Origin of the sequence: Photobacterium nomapromontoriensis (assembly GCF_050336815.1) — a bacterium.
GTDB lineage: Bacteria > Pseudomonadota > Gammaproteobacteria > Enterobacterales > Vibrionaceae > Photobacterium > Photobacterium nomapromontoriensis.
On record NZ_JAKJSL010000020.1, the window covers coordinates 184,969 to 201,627 of the forward strand.

General features: G+C 39.8%; 17 protein-coding genes and 1 tRNA gene. 11 read left to right on the forward strand and 7 right to left on the reverse strand.

All coding sequences use genetic code 11. The features are described from left to right. Position 1 precedes the first annotated feature (1 nt). Genes L4D12_RS06880 through L4D12_RS06910 form a run of 7 tightly spaced genes read left to right on the forward strand, consistent with a single transcriptional unit; the run spans position 2 to position 5,695 of the window. Positions 2-910, forward strand: coding sequence for a type II secretion system F family protein (locus tag L4D12_RS06880; RefSeq protein ID WP_428447080.1), 909 nt, complete (start codon positions 2-4; stop codon positions 908-910). Further along, positions 910-1,752 (forward strand): type II secretion system F family protein, encoded by an 843-nt coding sequence (locus L4D12_RS06885; protein ID WP_428447081.1) that lies wholly within the window; start codon positions 910-912, stop codon positions 1,750-1,752. The genes L4D12_RS06880 and L4D12_RS06885 overlap by 1 nt, the downstream gene beginning before the upstream one ends. Before the next feature lie 4 nt (positions 1,753-1,756). Then, positions 1,757-2,515: a tetratricopeptide repeat protein gene (locus L4D12_RS06890; protein WP_428447082.1), complete on the forward strand. Its 759-nt coding sequence runs from the start codon at positions 1,757-1,759 to the stop codon at positions 2,513-2,515. Next, on the forward strand, positions 2,512-2,988 hold the full coding sequence (locus L4D12_RS06895; protein WP_428447083.1) for a TadE family protein: 477 nt from the start codon (positions 2,512-2,514) through the stop codon (positions 2,986-2,988). Before L4D12_RS06890 ends, L4D12_RS06895 begins: the two co-directional genes overlap by 4 nt. Next, positions 2,981-3,526 carry a tight adherence pilus pseudopilin TadF gene (gene tadF / locus L4D12_RS06900; protein ID WP_428447084.1) on the forward strand — a complete coding sequence of 182 codons (546 nt, stop codon included), beginning with the start codon at positions 2,981-2,983 and terminating at the stop codon, positions 3,524-3,526. The genes L4D12_RS06895 and tadF overlap by 8 nt, the downstream gene beginning before the upstream one ends. Before the next feature lie 2 nt (positions 3,527-3,528). Beyond that, a complete protein-coding gene (locus tag L4D12_RS06905) occupies positions 3,529-5,043 on the forward strand; it encodes a TadE/TadG family type IV pilus assembly protein (protein ID WP_428447085.1) in 1,515 nt (504 codons plus the stop codon). Between the two features lie 7 nt (positions 5,044-5,050). Then, positions 5,051-5,695, forward strand: a complete 645-nt coding sequence (locus tag L4D12_RS06910; protein ID WP_428447086.1) for an OmpA family protein — start codon at positions 5,051-5,053, stop codon at positions 5,693-5,695. Positions 5,696-5,768: 73 nt separating this feature from the next. Here the strand turns inward: L4D12_RS06910 and mepM are convergent, their stop codons facing one another. Together mepM and L4D12_RS06920 are read right to left on the reverse strand one after the other, a co-directional pair. Next, positions 5,769-7,085: a murein DD-endopeptidase MepM gene (gene mepM / locus L4D12_RS06915; RefSeq protein ID WP_428447087.1), complete on the reverse strand. Its 1,317-nt coding sequence runs from the start codon at positions 7,083-7,085 to the stop codon at positions 5,769-5,771. Positions 7,086-7,499: 414 nt separating this feature from the next. Beyond that, on the reverse strand, positions 7,500-7,700 hold the full coding sequence (locus L4D12_RS06920) for a hypothetical protein (protein WP_428447088.1): 201 nt from the start codon (positions 7,698-7,700) through the stop codon (positions 7,500-7,502). Between the two features lie 665 nt (positions 7,701-8,365). Between L4D12_RS06920 and L4D12_RS06925 the strand changes: the two genes are divergently transcribed. Then, complete coding sequence (locus L4D12_RS06925) at positions 8,366-8,896, forward strand: copper resistance protein NlpE (protein ID WP_428447089.1); 531 nt, start codon at positions 8,366-8,368, stop codon at positions 8,894-8,896. An 84-nt stretch (positions 8,897-8,980) separates the two neighbouring features. On the opposite strand, the gene L4D12_RS06930 is transcribed toward L4D12_RS06925, so the two are convergent. The 3 genes from L4D12_RS06930 to L4D12_RS06940 all read right to left on the reverse strand — a co-directional run bounded on the left by L4D12_RS06930 (position 8,981) and on the right by L4D12_RS06940 (position 11,823). Next, positions 8,981-10,819, reverse strand: a complete 1,839-nt coding sequence (locus L4D12_RS06930; RefSeq protein WP_428447090.1) for an MOSC N-terminal beta barrel domain-containing protein — start codon at positions 10,817-10,819, stop codon at positions 8,981-8,983. Between the two features lie 217 nt (positions 10,820-11,036). Next, positions 11,037-11,471: a thioredoxin TrxC gene (gene trxC / locus L4D12_RS06935; RefSeq protein WP_428447091.1), complete on the reverse strand. Its 435-nt coding sequence runs from the start codon at positions 11,469-11,471 to the stop codon at positions 11,037-11,039. Between the two features lie 154 nt (positions 11,472-11,625). Further along, on the reverse strand, positions 11,626-11,823 hold the full coding sequence (locus L4D12_RS06940) for a hypothetical protein (protein ID WP_428447092.1): 198 nt from the start codon (positions 11,821-11,823) through the stop codon (positions 11,626-11,628). 394 nt (positions 11,824-12,217) lie between these two features. Between L4D12_RS06940 and L4D12_RS06945 the strand changes: the two genes are divergently transcribed. Next, positions 12,218-12,308: transfer RNA gene (locus L4D12_RS06945), tRNA-Ser, on the forward strand. 462 nt (positions 12,309-12,770) lie between these two features. Here L4D12_RS06945 and L4D12_RS06950 read toward each other — a convergent pair. After that, positions 12,771-13,658, reverse strand: a complete 888-nt coding sequence (locus L4D12_RS06950; protein WP_428447106.1) for an integron integrase — start codon at positions 13,656-13,658, stop codon at positions 12,771-12,773. 409 nt (positions 13,659-14,067) lie between these two features. Here L4D12_RS06950 and L4D12_RS06955 point away from each other — a divergent pair, with 409 nt between their 5' ends. Both L4D12_RS06955 and L4D12_RS06960 read left to right on the forward strand, forming a co-directional pair. Next, complete coding sequence (locus tag L4D12_RS06955) at positions 14,068-15,180, forward strand: hypothetical protein (protein ID WP_428447093.1); 1,113 nt, start codon at positions 14,068-14,070, stop codon at positions 15,178-15,180. 112 nt (positions 15,181-15,292) lie between these two features. Continuing rightward, on the forward strand, positions 15,293-16,321 hold the full coding sequence (locus L4D12_RS06960; RefSeq protein WP_428447094.1) for a hypothetical protein: 1,029 nt from the start codon (positions 15,293-15,295) through the stop codon (positions 16,319-16,321). Between the two features lie 22 nt (positions 16,322-16,343). On the opposite strand, the gene L4D12_RS06965 is transcribed toward L4D12_RS06960, so the two are convergent. Further along, positions 16,344-16,659 (reverse strand): transposase (locus L4D12_RS06965; protein WP_428447095.1); only part of this gene is annotated, 316 nt, incomplete at its 5' end.

Sequence of the window (16,659 nt, forward strand, 5' to 3'; positions counted from 1 at the left end):
GATGATATTATCATTGTCATTTATCCTGTTTGGTATTGTTATCATTTTAATAGTGAAGAAAAATGATAACAATAAACGTGTATTCTTTGAATATACAGCTTCAGATGAATTCAAAAATGAGCGACAGGCAATTGATGTTACTATTTTTAATCGACGTACTCATTTTCAGAAAGTAAAAGACTATATGTCACCTATTTTGGCGTTATTAGGTGATCGAGCAACCCCAATTATTGTAGTCTTTCTCTTTGTTGTGATCAGTGGAGGATGGTACGTAAACAATCAACTCCTTCGTTTAGATTATCAGTGGCTGACATTTATCTTCCCTATCATATCTTGCTGGGTTGGTTGGAGTTGGTTGGTAAATAAACGTCAAAGTGATTTTGAACAGACATTTCCAGATGCATTAAATATATTGATGAGTGCGGTTACTGCGGGAGATAGTTTAATGCAAGCAATCAGTTATGTAGGTGAGTGCTTAGAGAACCCTATTGGCCGAGAATTTAAATTGATGGGAGAAAGGCTTAAATTGGGTGAAAGTCCTGAAGTTGTATTTCAACGGGCTTGTAAGCATTATCCTTATCCTGCTTTTTTATTTTTTGCTGTCACTATACGAGCCAATATTGCACGCGGTGGGCAATTAAAGAATGTTTTAGCTCGATTAATTCGTGTGCTTGTTGATGCAAGAACACTTGAAAAGAAAAAAATGGCCATGACATCAGAAGCAAGAATATCAGCAAAAATTGTTGCTCTCATACCTATCATTTTTATGTTTTTACTTAATTACATTAATCCAGATAATATTGATTTTATTCTTACCGATCAAGAAGGAAGAAAGATATTATATTATGTTCTTGGCAGTGAAGCATTAGGGCTTGGTATTGTTTGGTGGTTAGTCAAAGGAGTGAAATAATGATTTTATTTTCTTTGTTATTGATTGGTGCTGTTATAGTGGTAGGATTAATGTATTATTATCAGAGTAAGATTATTAAATCGAATATAAATCATTATCTTACTCAAGAAAAAAACACTAAATTTCTTAAATTTAATGAAATATTGGTTAAGTTTGGGAAGGAACATAGGCAAGATATTGAAAAGAAACTTATTGATGCAGGTGTCTATAATACAAATGTTGCAAAATATTATTTTCCGTTAAAAATATCATCTGTAATCATTCTATGTTTGGCAATATACCTAAGCCAATTAAGTGATACAAATAAAATAATAATCAATATATTAGGATTTATATCAATATTAATTGTGCCAGACATGCTCTTGGCAGCCAAAAAAATAGCATTAATCAAAAAGACATCGAGTAAATTACCTTACATGCTAGATATGATGTCTGTTTGTATTCAAACGGGTATGACTATCGAGTCAGCATTGAATTACTTAGGTGCTGAACTAGAGGCTTTTGATAAGGATTTGTGTTTTCAAATTAGGAAAACATCTGATATATCGAATATTCACGGCCTTGAAAAAGCTCTCAATGATTTTGCTGCTCGATTACCAACGCCAGAAGTGCGTAGTTTTACGTTAACTCTTATTCAAAATCTACAATATGGTACATCTATAGCCAAGGTTTTGAGTGATTCTGCAGAAGATATGAGAAAAATACAAGTACTTAGTGTTGAAGAAAAAATTGGAAAATTATCAGCAAAAATGAGTATACCTCTAATTTTATTTATTATGTTTCCAATCGTTATTTTAATATTGGCACCTGGCATCATGCAGATGTCGGTAAGTATTAGGTAGTTATATGAAAAATATATTATTAAGTATTCAGGCGGCAGTATTTATTATACTATCTGGTTGTGCTCAACAATTTAAAACAGACAATGATCCTATCGCTGAAATGGCTCGTGTTAATAATTATCAAGGTATGATTTTCTTTTATAAAGAAGTGTTAAAAATGCGTCCTGATGATCCTGGAACATTACAAAAATTAGCCGAGGTATATTATAAGTCAGGTGATTTTGAATCAGCCTCATTTTATGTCGATCACTTACAGAGCAAAGTCAAACCCAATAAGGCATTGCTAGCGTTATCTGGAAAAATATATGATGGTCGTGGCGATCATCATAAAGCTTTATCTGCATTTGAAGAATCTGAGTCGTTGGGTAATACATCTGCTGAGCTTCATGTTAATAAAGGCGTTACTCTGAGTAAGCTTGGTCACTACCAGAAAGCGGAATCACAGTTTAATCATGCTCGTTTAAAGGGGTATGATGATATTGTTATTAAAAACAATTTGGCGGTGATCTTTCTTATTCAAGGACAATATCAGAAAGTGGTCGATTTACTGTTACCTGTTTATGATAAAGCTATTAACAATCAAGCACTTAGAGTTAATTTGGCAATTGCACTGATAAAAATTGGGAATGAAAAGCAAGCGACAGAAACATTAAAAGGGATCTATACAGAGAGACAGTTGAATGTTTTATTGCACCAAGTGCGAAATATGAAGCAAGTACAGAATGCAGATAAAAACCAGAATATGACTGGGGATCGTTCATGAACATCAATGAGCAGAGGGGAACAACGACTGTAGAGCTATCTCTGGGTGGGTTGGTTTTAATGATATCAACCTTTGCCATATTTGAAATTTGTTACAATATTTACGTTGTTAATGTCACTGAATTTGCATTAAGAGAAACAATACGTAGAACAAAGATATATGAAGGGATGAATACACATGATCTCTATGATGCGCGTTTTAGGGAGACCTTAGAACGCGAAGGAGCACTTTGGCATTTTTTGATTGAAGATGATAAGTTTGAGCTATCATCGCGTTTTTTTAAATCATATGAAAATTTAGTCAATGATATTGGTGAGAATAGCGATGTACAATCCCCTGAGTATGTATTAGCCGAAGTAACATTGACATATAATTACGCCCCGATGATTACAATTATCCCTAGAGATAATGCAGATATTACCCGAACAATGTTGTTAAATTTAGAGCATGAAGGATGGGGTGAAAATGAATAAATCATATCATCAGCATGGTGTTTTTGCAGTTGAATTGGCATTCGTTTTATTTGCGCTATGTGCGATTTTTTTATTTGCATCTGACTTAAGCCATAAATTACTTATCCGAGCTCAACTTGATAGGACAAGTTTTGCATTGGTCAATATACTAAAGGAAAGAACTCGGTATTATTCTGACTATATTGGAGGAGAATTAGTAGCTCGTCATGAAATAAATGAGAATGATAATATTGATATGAAAATTCTCGCAGCAAGAATGTTAAATATATCGCAAGATGATGTGGCTATTAAGCTCGAATCAATAATCAATAATATTGAGCAGCCTAGTTTCATTAGTCAAGAATTTGAAGATTTAGCATGTCAACCTAGCCGTTCTATTTATGATCAACGACATTTAATTCCAGTTGAAAATACAAAGTCCTACCCATTATATCAGGTATCTATATGTGCAAAGCACGATAGTTGGTTTCTCCCTTTTATGCGAGGCCAAAATGAAACCGTAACAATAATCTCTAGCTCAGTGATTGCAGGACGTTGATTATGATGAAAATACCATCGGTGACCGCCATTCGATATGAACAGGGTGTTGCTGCTATTTGGATGGTAATGACATTGGTACCAGTGATGGGGTTTACATTCTGGGCAGTAGAAGGGACTCGTTATGTACAAGAGCGTAGTCGATTAGAAGATGCCTCCGAGGCTGCAGTCTTGGCTGTGACTATGGAAGATAGTCCTCTTGAAGGTAAGGCAAATGTAATGGCCGAAGACTATGTTCGTGCCTATGTCCGTGATATTGAGCAAGTGCAAGTGGATGTGCAGAGACAGTACATCGAAGCAGATCCGGATGAGAATATTTTGGAGTATGTACAATATACGGTTGATGCTACCACGACGCATGAATCATGGTTTAGTAATACACTCATTCCATCTTTTGATCATACCGAGGATATCGTTGGTCGTTCGATTGCTAAACGGTATCCTGAGTATCTAGGAGGTAAGTCGATAGATATTGTCTTTGTTTCTGATTTTTCGGGTTCAATGAATTCACAGTGGCAGGGGCATTCTCAGCTTTATTGGTTAAAAGATGCTATCACAAAAATATCTGAAAAGTTTCTTATTGAAGGGGATGATGACAATGAAGTTAAAAATAGAATGGCGTTTGTACCTTATAATTTACGAGTTCAAGATGAAATAGATAATACACTGATATGTAACAGTCAATTACGCTATAACAATCATAATAGTCATGTGAGTAATCTAGATTATGAAAGTGTCGATTGGTCATTTTGGTCTACATACAATTCAACATCACTCTATTATTGCCGAGTGAATTATAATTATTGCCCAGGTCGTAATTATACCGAGCGACGGTATCGGCAGCAGGAGGCTCGGAGAATTAATGATGTGATGCAAATGTATTACAGTAATTATTTACTCGATCATCCAAGTTATATCGATTATAGTAATACAGTAAATGACATGTTCAACAATAAAGTTGATTCCAAAGAGTTTCATTACAACCGGTCAGCGAATAATCTGTACTCTCGTTATATTTGTACATCAGGCAATAATGCATTTTCAACGATTAATCTTACAACTAATTCTGACACCATCATTGATGGCATTGCCAATATGGGTGCTTATGGAGGGACGTCGAGTTATCAAGGTATACTGCGAGGGGCGCAGGTTTTGGCAGCAGGGCAACAGACAAGTAATGATCAGGACGAGATTGATGCCTACAATGCGCGATTGAAAATGCTACTTGTTATGAGTGATGGTCAAGAATCTCCGTATGGTTCAATACTATCTAATCTCGTTGACGCAGGTATGTGTGATAGGCTCCGTGAGGAATTTAGTGATAGTGAGACGGCGTTGTATATAGGTGTCATTGGGATTAATTTTAATGCCAGTGATCAAAGTGGATTTCAAGGATGTGTCCTAAATCCGGAAGAAGACATCATTGATGTTGATAGGGTTGAAGATCTCATTGATAAAATTGAAGAGTTGATCAAAAAGGGTTCTCAGTCGAATGGAACGACTAGATTATATGGGTGATGTTGTAATGATGAAAATAATCGCAAGTATTTTCGTTTTATTTCCTTTTATGGTAATAGCCGGACAAGATATTAATCAAGGGATCGTGAATTATTGTAATACGCCATCCTATTCCGTTAAACATAGTGTTTCTATAGGTGATGTTACTGGTATTGGCTTCCATCACTATGGCTTTATGATGGTGACAAAAACAGCAAATGATCCAGGTCTAAAAGCGCGATTATTGATGCTCGCGCAGCAAATGGGATTACCTGATAATTGTTTAGAATATCTTGATGGTAAACAGTTATTGTCAGTGCAACGTAATGTTGACGGCACAGGTTCATTGTTAGCTCGTATCTATTTTGACTTTGACCGTTCAACATTGACTCCAATGTCTCGTGACATACTAGATCGAGTTGGTCATCAATTATCCGCAAGTGAGCAACTTGTCCGTATTGAAGGTAATACAGACAGCATTGGCAGTAAACCGTATAACTACTCGCTGGGTTTAATGCGTGCAAAGCAATCTCGTGATTATCTTTTGGATGAGGGGGTCGATAAAACACAGTTATCAGTAATAAGCCGTGGAGAGTTAATGCCAATAAGTAGTAATGCGACTGCAGCAGGACGGAAAGATAATCGGCGGGTTGATATATACCCAGATAATTGATAATTAAAAGGGAAGCCAAATGGCTTCCCTTTTCTTTGTTGCATATGTGGAATGATGTCTTTGTAAAGAGTGCTTACAGTGTTGACTCGGACTCTATACTGTTGTTTTTAACCTTACTTAGCAAGCTAAGAGGTTTACCGTCCATCATCTGGTTGTACATTACTACCGTATCTTCAAACTCCGCTTTTTCCTTGCTTGGTACCGATGAGGCCATCGGAATTTTTGCCGTTAGCGGGTTCACTGCCCGGTTTCTGATCAGAAATTCATAATGAATATGAGGACCGGTTACTCGACCTGTGCTTCCTGCCAGTGCAATACGCTGGCCGCGCGTGACTTTCTGACCTTTCTTCACCAAAATGCGGCTGTTGTGCAGATAGCGAGTACGGTAGTTAGTACCGTGCTGAATAACGATATACTTCCCTGCATAGGGATGGTTAACCGTCTGTATCACCACGCCATCACCGGTTGCGAGAACCGGGGTACCCGTAGGTGCGGCAAAATCCACCCCATTATGTGGGGCAATGCGCCCTGTTACAGGGTGGCGACGCTTAGGGTTAAATTGGGAACTTACCCGAAAATGTTTACCAGCCGCATAGGGGTAGCGCAAAAATGCACGTTGCAGGCTTTCACCATGAGCATCGTAAAAGTTGCCATCACTGTGCACATATGCCGAGGTAGTGGTACCACGGTTATGGATACGGATCGCACGTAGTTCATGCTCACCGGTTGGGGTGCCATCAACGGATTGGCGGGAAACCACAATTTCAAATTTATCGCCAGCACGAATGTCTCGAGCAAAATTGACCTTGTCTTTTAATAGACTGGTAATTTCGTAAATTTCTGTGGCATTCAGCCCTGCTTTTTGTGCAGAAACCGAGAAGCTACCGTGAATGGCTCCCATCGCCACGAGATCCTTCCAGTCACCAGGGATAGATATTTCTTCGAGCTCAAATCCGTCGCCAACGCGCTGGTAAGCCACTTTTTGCGAGGCGTTAAATTCAAGTTCCAGCCTTTCAAGTTGATTGTTCGCGCCATCGACCCAAAACTGTAATTTGTTACCCGGTTGAAGGGTATCAATTTTAAGATGGTTAAGATCCGCTTCCATGAGCTGTTGTAAGTTGCTCTGTGGAATGTTCAGACGGTCGAAAATTTGGCTAAGAGTATCTCCAGGCTGAATCGTATAGGCAAAGCGAGGTGGGTTAACATCAGTGTGTTCCGCCGCGTTGGGTGACCAAGGCGTGGAATCTATCGCCAGATGTAAGGGTATCGTCCGGTCAGATTGGCTGCTCTGTGTCAGGATCGCGGCAACCACTATTAGTGAAAGCCCCGCAATACCGAGAATTTTGTTCGACATCCATTTCCGAGAACGTGTCGATGTTTGTGTAGACATAAAAAAGAACTCGTTGTTTTTTATTTGCTGAAAAGGTTCTTTGTCTTTGATATGGCTAAAAATATTACATTGCCATACCCGCTTATTCATCTAATGACTATTTTTTATGCTTAAGCATATAGCCATTACTGTAATGACAGTGTGCCACAGAGAGACACGCTCTTTACTAAAAAAGTTCCAAAACCATAAAAAAATAAGCAGCTTGGGTCAAAATGTGGGCATTTTGTGGTTTTTATTTGCATTATTTTGATGTTTTGGGTTAAGCGAGATAAAAGGAGGTTTTGAGCATTTGTGAGAAGATGAACTGTTGAAAGCGGGGAGTTGCAGCGTATTAGAATCGGGGGCAGTGGTTGTGCAATGGTGGTGAAGATAGATGGCAAGGTGGGTATACCTTGCCATTACTTCACTTCATCGTTAGATGAAGCGGATTTTGATTGCTTGCAGTTTATTGCTTGAATCATCCATGATGAATTCAACGAGACTGCCTGAAGCTGGTTGACCTTGGGTCGCAATATTAGCGGCCGTAAAACAAATGTCGCCGCCGAGATCGCAAGTGATCTGGCCCGTTTTGCTGTGAGGGTTAAAGCTGCGAATAATACCAGTTTGTGATGTCATATTTTTTTCCTTAGACCCAAACTCTGCATTCTGGGAACGCTCCCTGCTTCGAAAGATAGGGAACTCCGCTTGCGTTGAGTTTGTGGTTATCAATTTGAGTAAAGATACAATTGAGCTGTACATACTGTAACAGCAACTGTCTTGTCCCCTGGCTTTAAGATATCAGCTTGAGGGGTACTCATTGACCTTTCCTATACGTCGTCAGGAGCTCACCTAACTCGCTGACTCATCACTGCTGAACACTTGCAACGTTGCGCAGGCAGTGGAAATTTCGATAGTGATAATCTTCTGGGAGTGTTACTTACTTTGGCGAGAAGTGAGGCATTTTCTTCGAAAATCATTGATAGGTCTGAGTAGCAGACCAGCGAACATTAACCTTTAAATTCCGCCTTGTAAATAGATTTATTTGTAAATGTTTTCGCGGTGTTTGAAGATATAACAATTAATTATCATACAATTTATCGATCTGCTGATTTTTTAATCAGATACCATTCGATTTTTAATGCGGTGCTTTTATTAGCATATTACCTGCTTCTATCCGCTAACATTGACGTTAGAGTGATTTTTACTAATTGCTGACCAATATTTGACGTGAAAATGACCGTGTACTGGTCATGACAAGCGTACAATCACTCCATATTCAGTGAGATAGCAAAGGAACCACAATGAAAAAAACTGTACTTGCCCTGATCCTTGCTGGCTTTGCATTGGCAGGTTGTGATCAACAATCTACGCCGAGTGCGGCATCTGCTCAAAATGAAGCGACAACGACAGTGGTTGAAGAAAGCACTAATGCGGCCGTTGCGGTAACGACACCCGTTAATCAGGAGGGTATCGATGAGAATGATCTTGCGACGATCGATACCGCGCACAATGCCCGTAATGCACTGGATTGGTACGGTACTTATACCGGAATTTTACCTTGTGCTGATTGCGAAGGGATTAAGACTGAGCTAGTGGTAAACAAAGATGGCACATATACCCTAACGGAGATGTACTTGGGGAAAGAGAACGCAACCTTTGAGCATGAGGGAGCGTTCAACTGGAATGCGGAGGGCAATACTATTGCAATACCTGGTGTCTCAGATAACGCTATTCAATATTTTGTCGGTGAAAATCAGCTATTCCGTCTTGACCGTGAGGGTAATAGGATCACTGGTGATTTGGCTACACACTATACTTTGAAAAAACAGTGATCTGCTATCTGGTATAACATTGCTAGTCATAATCGAAAACAGCCACCTCTTTGAGATAATTCGATCAAGGTGGCTGTTTTCATCTTAGCTTATGAGTTCAACATCCGTTTTGGGTATGCAGCAGCATGCCAGTACTTTTCCCGCTTCTTTTTCGCCTGGCAGTAATGCGGGTACGTCCGGTTGTTCGACATCACCTGATTCCAATGTCATCTTACAGGCGCCACAAAACCCCGCTCGGCAGCTATTTGCTACACCAATGCCTGCCGCTTCGGCTTGCTCAAGTAAGGTATGTTGGTTATCCCCCTGAAAGAGATTGCCATCAATACTGATACTGACAGTTTGCTGGGCGGTTGTAGCGGGTTTTGCAGAGCCGAATGCTTCTTGGTGGTAACAGCTTTCAGCTACGCCAGCTTCAAGCAGATGGGTTTTGGCGTGCGTCATGAAACTATCGGGTCCACAGACAAACACTTGTCTGTCCGCCAGTTCGGGGATGTGAGTGAGGTGCTGAGTATTCAGTCGCCCCGTCAGTCCTGACCATGCCGAGCTTGGTTGGCTTAATGCGATGATGACAGTCAGGTGAGGATGAGCCGTCTTTAATTGCTCCAGTTCATTAAGATACGGAATATCCGATTCACTGCGACACTGGTGATAGAACACCACATCTCGGATAAGGTGATTATCAGCAAGGTAGCGAAGCATTGAAATCATCGGCGTAACCCCGCTGCCAGCTGAAAGCAGCAACAGTTTATCGGTATGTTGACCGAGGTGAAAATTGCCATCGGGTTTTTCTGCAACCAATGAATTACCGACGTGGAAATTATCATGCAGCCAATTTGAGATTCGTCCATCACCGATACGTTTAACGGAAATGGCATAACGGCCTGGTCGAGAAGGGCTGGATGAGAGGGTATAGCGGCGGGCAATATACTCGCCATTGATTTCAATTTGCAGCGGAAGGTGTTGTCCGGGTTGGTAGCTTGGTAATTGTTGCTGTTTGGCAGGTTCAAGCCAGAATGTGCAAAAATCACGGGCAATATCGTCACGTTCAACACACGTTAGCGTCAAGCTTGTATCACTGTTATCAGGGTAAAACTCTTTCGGTTTGGTTTCCAATACTTCAATAGGATCACCCGCATGGATCATCCCTTCATTTAATGCGATGAGATTTTGACCAAAAAACACATCCCAGCTTCCTTTTGAGCGAAAGGCAGACAAGGTATTAAGAGGCTCTTTAAGGGGGTTAAACTCGCCTGTTTTGGGGTCAACCGTGGTCAAAATACAGCGTGCACAGGGCTTAACCGTTTCAAATTCGACGTCACCGATGCGGATCCGTTTCCAGCCATCTTCGGCAAATGGTTCAGTACCCGATACCACCAGATTGGTACGAAATTGCGCCATGGTGTGATGCTGTGGACTGCGCTCATTAAGGGCCGCAAGTGATGCTTCACTGATCACTAATAGCGGGTAACCATCAGCAAAACTGACATTTTGGCTGATTCCGGAGCGGATGCGGTTTGATTGCTCCCCGGTAAAGAGCAATTGTACTGTTTTGCCAATGATATGGCTGAACCAGAGATTTGCTTCTACGGTGGTCTGATAGGCAAGGAAGGTATCGTTCCACACCGTCGCTGAGGTTGCTGTCATGTCAAAATCGGCGTATTTCAGTGCCAGAGGTTCACTACCCGAGTAGGACAGGATAAGGCCATCAGGTTGCAATGCCGCCGTGACTTTGACCAACTGTGGAAATTTTCGTGCAGTGATCATCATGCCATCAGGGGTGGTAATCATAAAGCGGCGATCGAAACAAATTCCTTGCTTTTCAACCCAAGCCTGCGACTGACTCAGGCCCGCGATAGATTTGATGGGAAAGATATTGATCTGGCTTAGTATGCCAGCTGCGGGTGATTTGCTCACAGTCATCATCCTTGTTTGTCATCATGAATATACTCAAGCTACCTCAAGATAGCGTTTTCAGCGAGAATTTATTATTTTTTCATCAAGGTGGGGAGCGGTCGGCAGGATAGGTGGCGTTAAAGTGTGATGACGAAACTGATTACCTTGTTCTAGCGGATTCGTTTCATTAAAAAAGGTGCTGACTAGCACCTTTTATCTGTTAAGGATCAATGATAGTCCTTCATGACTACTTGGTTAGGGCTTGATTGAGCCATTGATCAAATTGGCCTTTTGGCAACGCACCATTGATGGTGTCGGCAAGTTGACCGTTCTTAAATACCATGATCGTTGGAATGCTTCGAATACGGTATTGTGTCGCAAGGGCTTGCTGCGCCTCGGTATCAATTTTCACGAAACGGACATCACCGTTACGCTCTTTCGCCACATCTTCAAAGACGGGAGCGAAGCCAACACACGGGCTACACCAAGGAGCCCAGAAATCAACGACAACAGGCTTGTCGCCTTGGATCAGGGCTAAGAAATTCTCTGCTGTGCCTTCAATCGGCATACCGTCGAGAAGGCGTTCTTTACATGCTCCACAAGTCGCTAAGTCATTAACACGTTCAGATTGGATACGGTTCAGTGACTTGCAGTGTGGGCAACGGGTAGTCATTGTTGTCATCGTTGTATTCCATTCAGTTTCTTTACGGCTACTTTAGCGACTACCCACGTTTAGGAAAAGCCGGAAATACAGATTACAGTGATAGATATAATCTATCGATGAGGTTTTCTCCTTATCACTCGTTATTAGTGGTCACGCATGTTACGCATCAGAATCAGTGGATAAGCCCCAACTCTTTGGCTTCTTCGATGGTTAAGCCACTGGCGCGAATGTCCCGTAGCATCTCGATGCGGCGGCGTGCCACGGCTTGTTGGCGTTTATGTTGCGAGATGTTTGAAGCGGTTTCATCTTTGAAATCCCACTTTGAGGATACATCTGCAATCTCGTTATGATCGATGGAATTAATAGACACAATGACCTCCTAAATAAACCCTGCGTCGAATTCCACCTATGTGTACCAAACGTTTTTAGCCGAGTTAAGGTGATAAAATCCAGTTTGTGACGCGTCGCAAAATTGTGTAATTTCCATGAAAACTTGCTTTGCGCTGCTTATAAACAGGAGTAGTGTTGGTAATTCACCCCTCTGAAAAAACGTCGTTTTTTGCTCATTATTTCAACATTAGTGTTAACCCCTGAAATTCACGGTTCATAGTGACTGAGCTAGCGATGTGAAATCCTTTGATATGTGATTAAAAATAACCACTTAGGGTGAATAGATTGCACGTTGTTTGAATCTTGTTCTATCGGTGTTTTTCTGCGATAAAAAGGTTTACAGCCAAGCCTGAACCACGTACTATCCGCCGCATGGAGAGATGGCTGAGTGGTTTAAAGCACCGGTCTTGAAAACCGGCGTGGGTTTATAGCCCACCTAGGGTTCAAATCCCTATCTCTCCGCCACATTCTAAAGCCCAGCAGAAATGCTGGGCTTTTTTGCATCTGTTACTTGGGAAAGAACGAGATAGGGTGCAGAACCCTAGGCAGGGTTCACCTGAGCGAAGCGAAAGCACATTGCCCGTACCGAAGGTGCGAAAAGGCAATAGCCCGGAGGGCGCGAGCTTGCGAGCAGTAAATCCCTATCTCTCCGCCACATTCTAAAGCCCAGCAGAAATGCTGGGTTTTTTCGTATTAGCCACCTTATGTACTAATAGGAATTCAAAATCCCCCCTTACCCAGAACGCTCCGCCACACATAAAAAAGCCGACTTAACGATCGGTATTTTATATCTAAATTTTCCACGCGCTTCAGCACACCTTACAGTAATGGTCGTAATACCATCACCGCACTTGTACGAGTGCGTCTTGATAAGGCATAGTCGTTATTTAGATATTATGCATGGACAACGTGATGGCGGTTGCGTGGTTATTCTATCGTCAATAATGCTGAAAGTGGACTTTGTACTCCAGACGCACCGCGTTTAAGAACATGAGTGTATATTTCAGTGGTTTTTACGTCGCTATGCCCAAGTTGCTCTTGAACAGTACGTATATCAGAACCATTGGCAAGTATGTGTGTTGCAAATGAGTGTCGAAGTGTATGACAAGTCACCGATTTTTCAATTTTTTCACGAAATGCTGCATGCTTTATTTCCTTACTTAGCGATGTTCTGTGTATATGATGTCGACGTAATTGGCCTGTCGCGGGATCTGACGAAAGATGGCGAGAAGGAAATAGATATTGCCATTTTTTCTCTTTGGGGGCGTTCGGATATTTTTTGGCGAGTGCGAAGGGAAGCCAAACACCATTGAAATTAGGGTTGGTCATGTCAGTAAGGTGATAGTACTCAACTAAATTTTGTTGGTTTCGTAATGCTGGATATAACTCTTTTGCTAATGTAACAGTACGATTTTTTCCTCCTTTTGACTGCCAAATCCTCAATGCACCATAGTCATAATCGATGTCCCCGTAACGTAGATGAAGCACTTCTGATAGCCGCAGGCCACTGCCATACATTAATTGGAAAGGTAGTAATAAATCTTTGCGAATTGATCTAAACAGTAAAGTGATTTCAGATGGTGTTAAAACGGTTGGAATTTTTCGTTCCTTATGCGATTTTTTGAAACCGAGATCACCGCTTAAGGGCTGCTTCAGGAACATATTATAAAGAAAAACAAGTGCATTTAATGCAGTTGCTTGCGTTCTTGCAGCTACATTTCGTGTAATCACAAGGTGGGAAAGAAACGTTCTCACTTCGCCAGAACCCATTTCTCTAGGGTGTTTTTTGTTATTAAAGAGAATGTAATTCCTAATTCAGTAGGTATAAATTTTCACCGTTTGTTTACTGTAATGCTTGGCATACATGAAATGTTCAATAGATCGTAGAAAGGGGGATTTATTCATAGTAAGACCCTGTTTGAATATACAGGTATCATAGGTGAGAAATTATGCTTATGAAAAAAACTAACCAAAGGATGTTTGACTGCGGTCACGGTTTTTATAAGTTTTACTCATTGTTATTCATTATATTGTGATGCCATACGGATGGCGAAAATGTAGAATGTGATATATGGAATGATTCTACAATTTATCCATCACCTGTTTTTTATGTTATTTATTATCAAATACTTAATGTTTATGTTAGCATTTGCTAATGGTGATATATGGAATTGTAATGTAGAACAATTCCATATATAAAGTTGTTATATTTTTAAGGGTGTAGATGAAAAATTCAGCAGTAGTTAGTATTTGGGGAGTAGATGCCTTTGGGTGTCTAATCAATAGTTTATTTGACACGATTTCTGTAGAGCAAATATCTAGAGTAGAATCCTTTATTTCTGCATTTATTTTGTATGAAAGAGTACATATAAACGATAAGTTTAAGCATCACGACTACATTGCTAAGCTCAATTTGTGTTCTGATAATGCAATTGAGTTTATTGGAAAGTCAAAACTGAATAATTCAGATGACATGAAAGATCATCTATCTTTTGATATGGCTCTTTACGATGAAGCTTTTGATGATTTAGCAGAAGAAAATGACATTTGGCTTTTTCATAATGATCCTGATATAGGTAAAGAAATCTTTACTTATGGACTTGAGTATCCAGAAATCAAAGCCATACTAGATTCGAAGTCATTTACACAGTTAAGGCTATGGATGTGGTGTTTGACGAATGAAATGGCTGAAATAACAGAAAGCGTATGTGTGCTTCCAATCTCAATGAACTCCATTGCAGATTATAGCATTAAGAGAAACAATCAAACTGAGTATTTATTAGATAAGTATCGTGACTATGAAATTTTTCATAACGCAAAAATGCTAAGTCTGACAGAGTCAAGTGAAGATAGGTTTTGGGCTGAGTTAGCTTATATACCACCATTTTTGTTGCTGTTTCTAGACCGCTGCTCTAAAGGTAATGACCCAATATCTGCTTTAATTAGTTTAAGAGAAGATTATGCGGAATTTCGTAATTTACGTCATCGTTATATGGTTTCACTTAATAATAGTAAAACCATATCTGAGCGTATAGATATTGTCGATGATTGGAATAATTCTTGGAAGTTACTATCTGCAGGGGAGTTTAAAAAACCGCAATTTTTGAAAAATAGGCTTTCATCTACAGATATTTCGAGTGTACTAATGTCACTAGAGTCAGCGGCACCTAAGACTTTGATACGAAACTTCCTTGATTATAGTAAATATAAAAAGTCATATACTATCTTTAGAGCTTTTGGAGACTTACATATGGATATTGGAAATCTTTCTTCAGAAAAAGCCTTATTAAAGTCAACTTTTGGTGTTGATGATATCGCACCATTAAAAAAAATATAATAAAGCAATCAAGGTGACCCGTTACACTCGGCGGTTTTGGTATGAAGTTCGGTGTGCTTTACTAGTTCAGCGTAGGGCACCTTATTGCAGGCGTTAGAAAAACGGAGGTAGTATGGAATTTGTTGATAAATTATTAGATATCATAGAAAAGACTGAAGACCACGACTTTGCTAGGGGTTTACTTGTCCAAGATTTGCTGAATTTTCCTTCAAATACTATTAATAATGAAGTTAGAAACGCTCTAAATGAGATGCTTAAACCAAACAATAAATCATTGTATGTATGTGGTCACCAAGGCTGTGTGAATAAGTCAATATTTTCTCATGAAATGTCTGAAAATGTATTTTTGAAGCAATTAGCTGATAGCAAGGGAATGGTATGTGAACTAACAACTGACTTTAGAAATAACGCATTGAAGTCATGGTTCAAGCCAGTTCATAAAGGAAATGCAACTAATTTCCCCGGATATTGTAGAGATCACGATCGCAGTATTTTTGAAGATGTCGAAGAGCCTTTTCCTGGTTTTACGGATAAGTTTTATCATAAATATTGTCTCCGACTTTTGCGAAGAGATTTATTTGAGATAGATAAAAAATTAAAGTTATTTGATGCTTTTATAAATAAACTTGCGGATGTTGATAACGATGAAGCAATAGCTTTTAAAATACGCATGGAGAAAAAGAAAAGTATCAACTTAGAAAGAAAAGAACGTTCACTTCTTCTTTATAACGAGCTTTTTGATAGTATTGAGAAAGGTCAATCATATTTGAATATTTATGAATTTGATGTAAGAAAATCTGGGTACTGTTTTAGTAAAGTATTCGACTTTACATTAGAAGATGACTGTGAAAATGCAATTATATTTATAGTAAAACTTGAGCATAATGAAACGTCTAAATTTGTAATTCTTAGCATTAAAAATGAAACAAGCGATAAATTAGCTATAGGATTACATCCAAAAGAAAATCATACTCTATGGTTTTTGAGTGAAATAATGATAGAGAACAAAGGACATCTTGTGTTTTCACATGACTTTAGTTCGAGTTTAGAAGAGCATACTAAGGATATTATGACGAGAGAGCATAGTATACTTTCCCTAAGTAATATTGATAATTTACTACTATCGCAAGTGTTTTTCTAACAAACGACTATGGCGTCAATAGCTAATTTTTGGCTATGTTTTCGTCCCACATGACGCCATCTCGAAGCATCGAATTTAGGATCACAACCATCTTCCTGACACACGCAATAATGGCGACTTTTTTCGGTTTCCCAGCATCTAAAAGTCGTTGGTAAGTTGCTTTAAAAACAGGGTTACACTGCATTGCTGACATCATAGCCATGTAGAGTACGGTGCGTACTTGTGCTCGTCCCCCCTGAATGACTCGTTTGCCTTTATAGCGTCCACTTTCTCGGTTGATGGGAGCAACACCAATGAGTGCTGCGGCTTGTTTGTTGGTTATAAACCCAAGCTCAGGA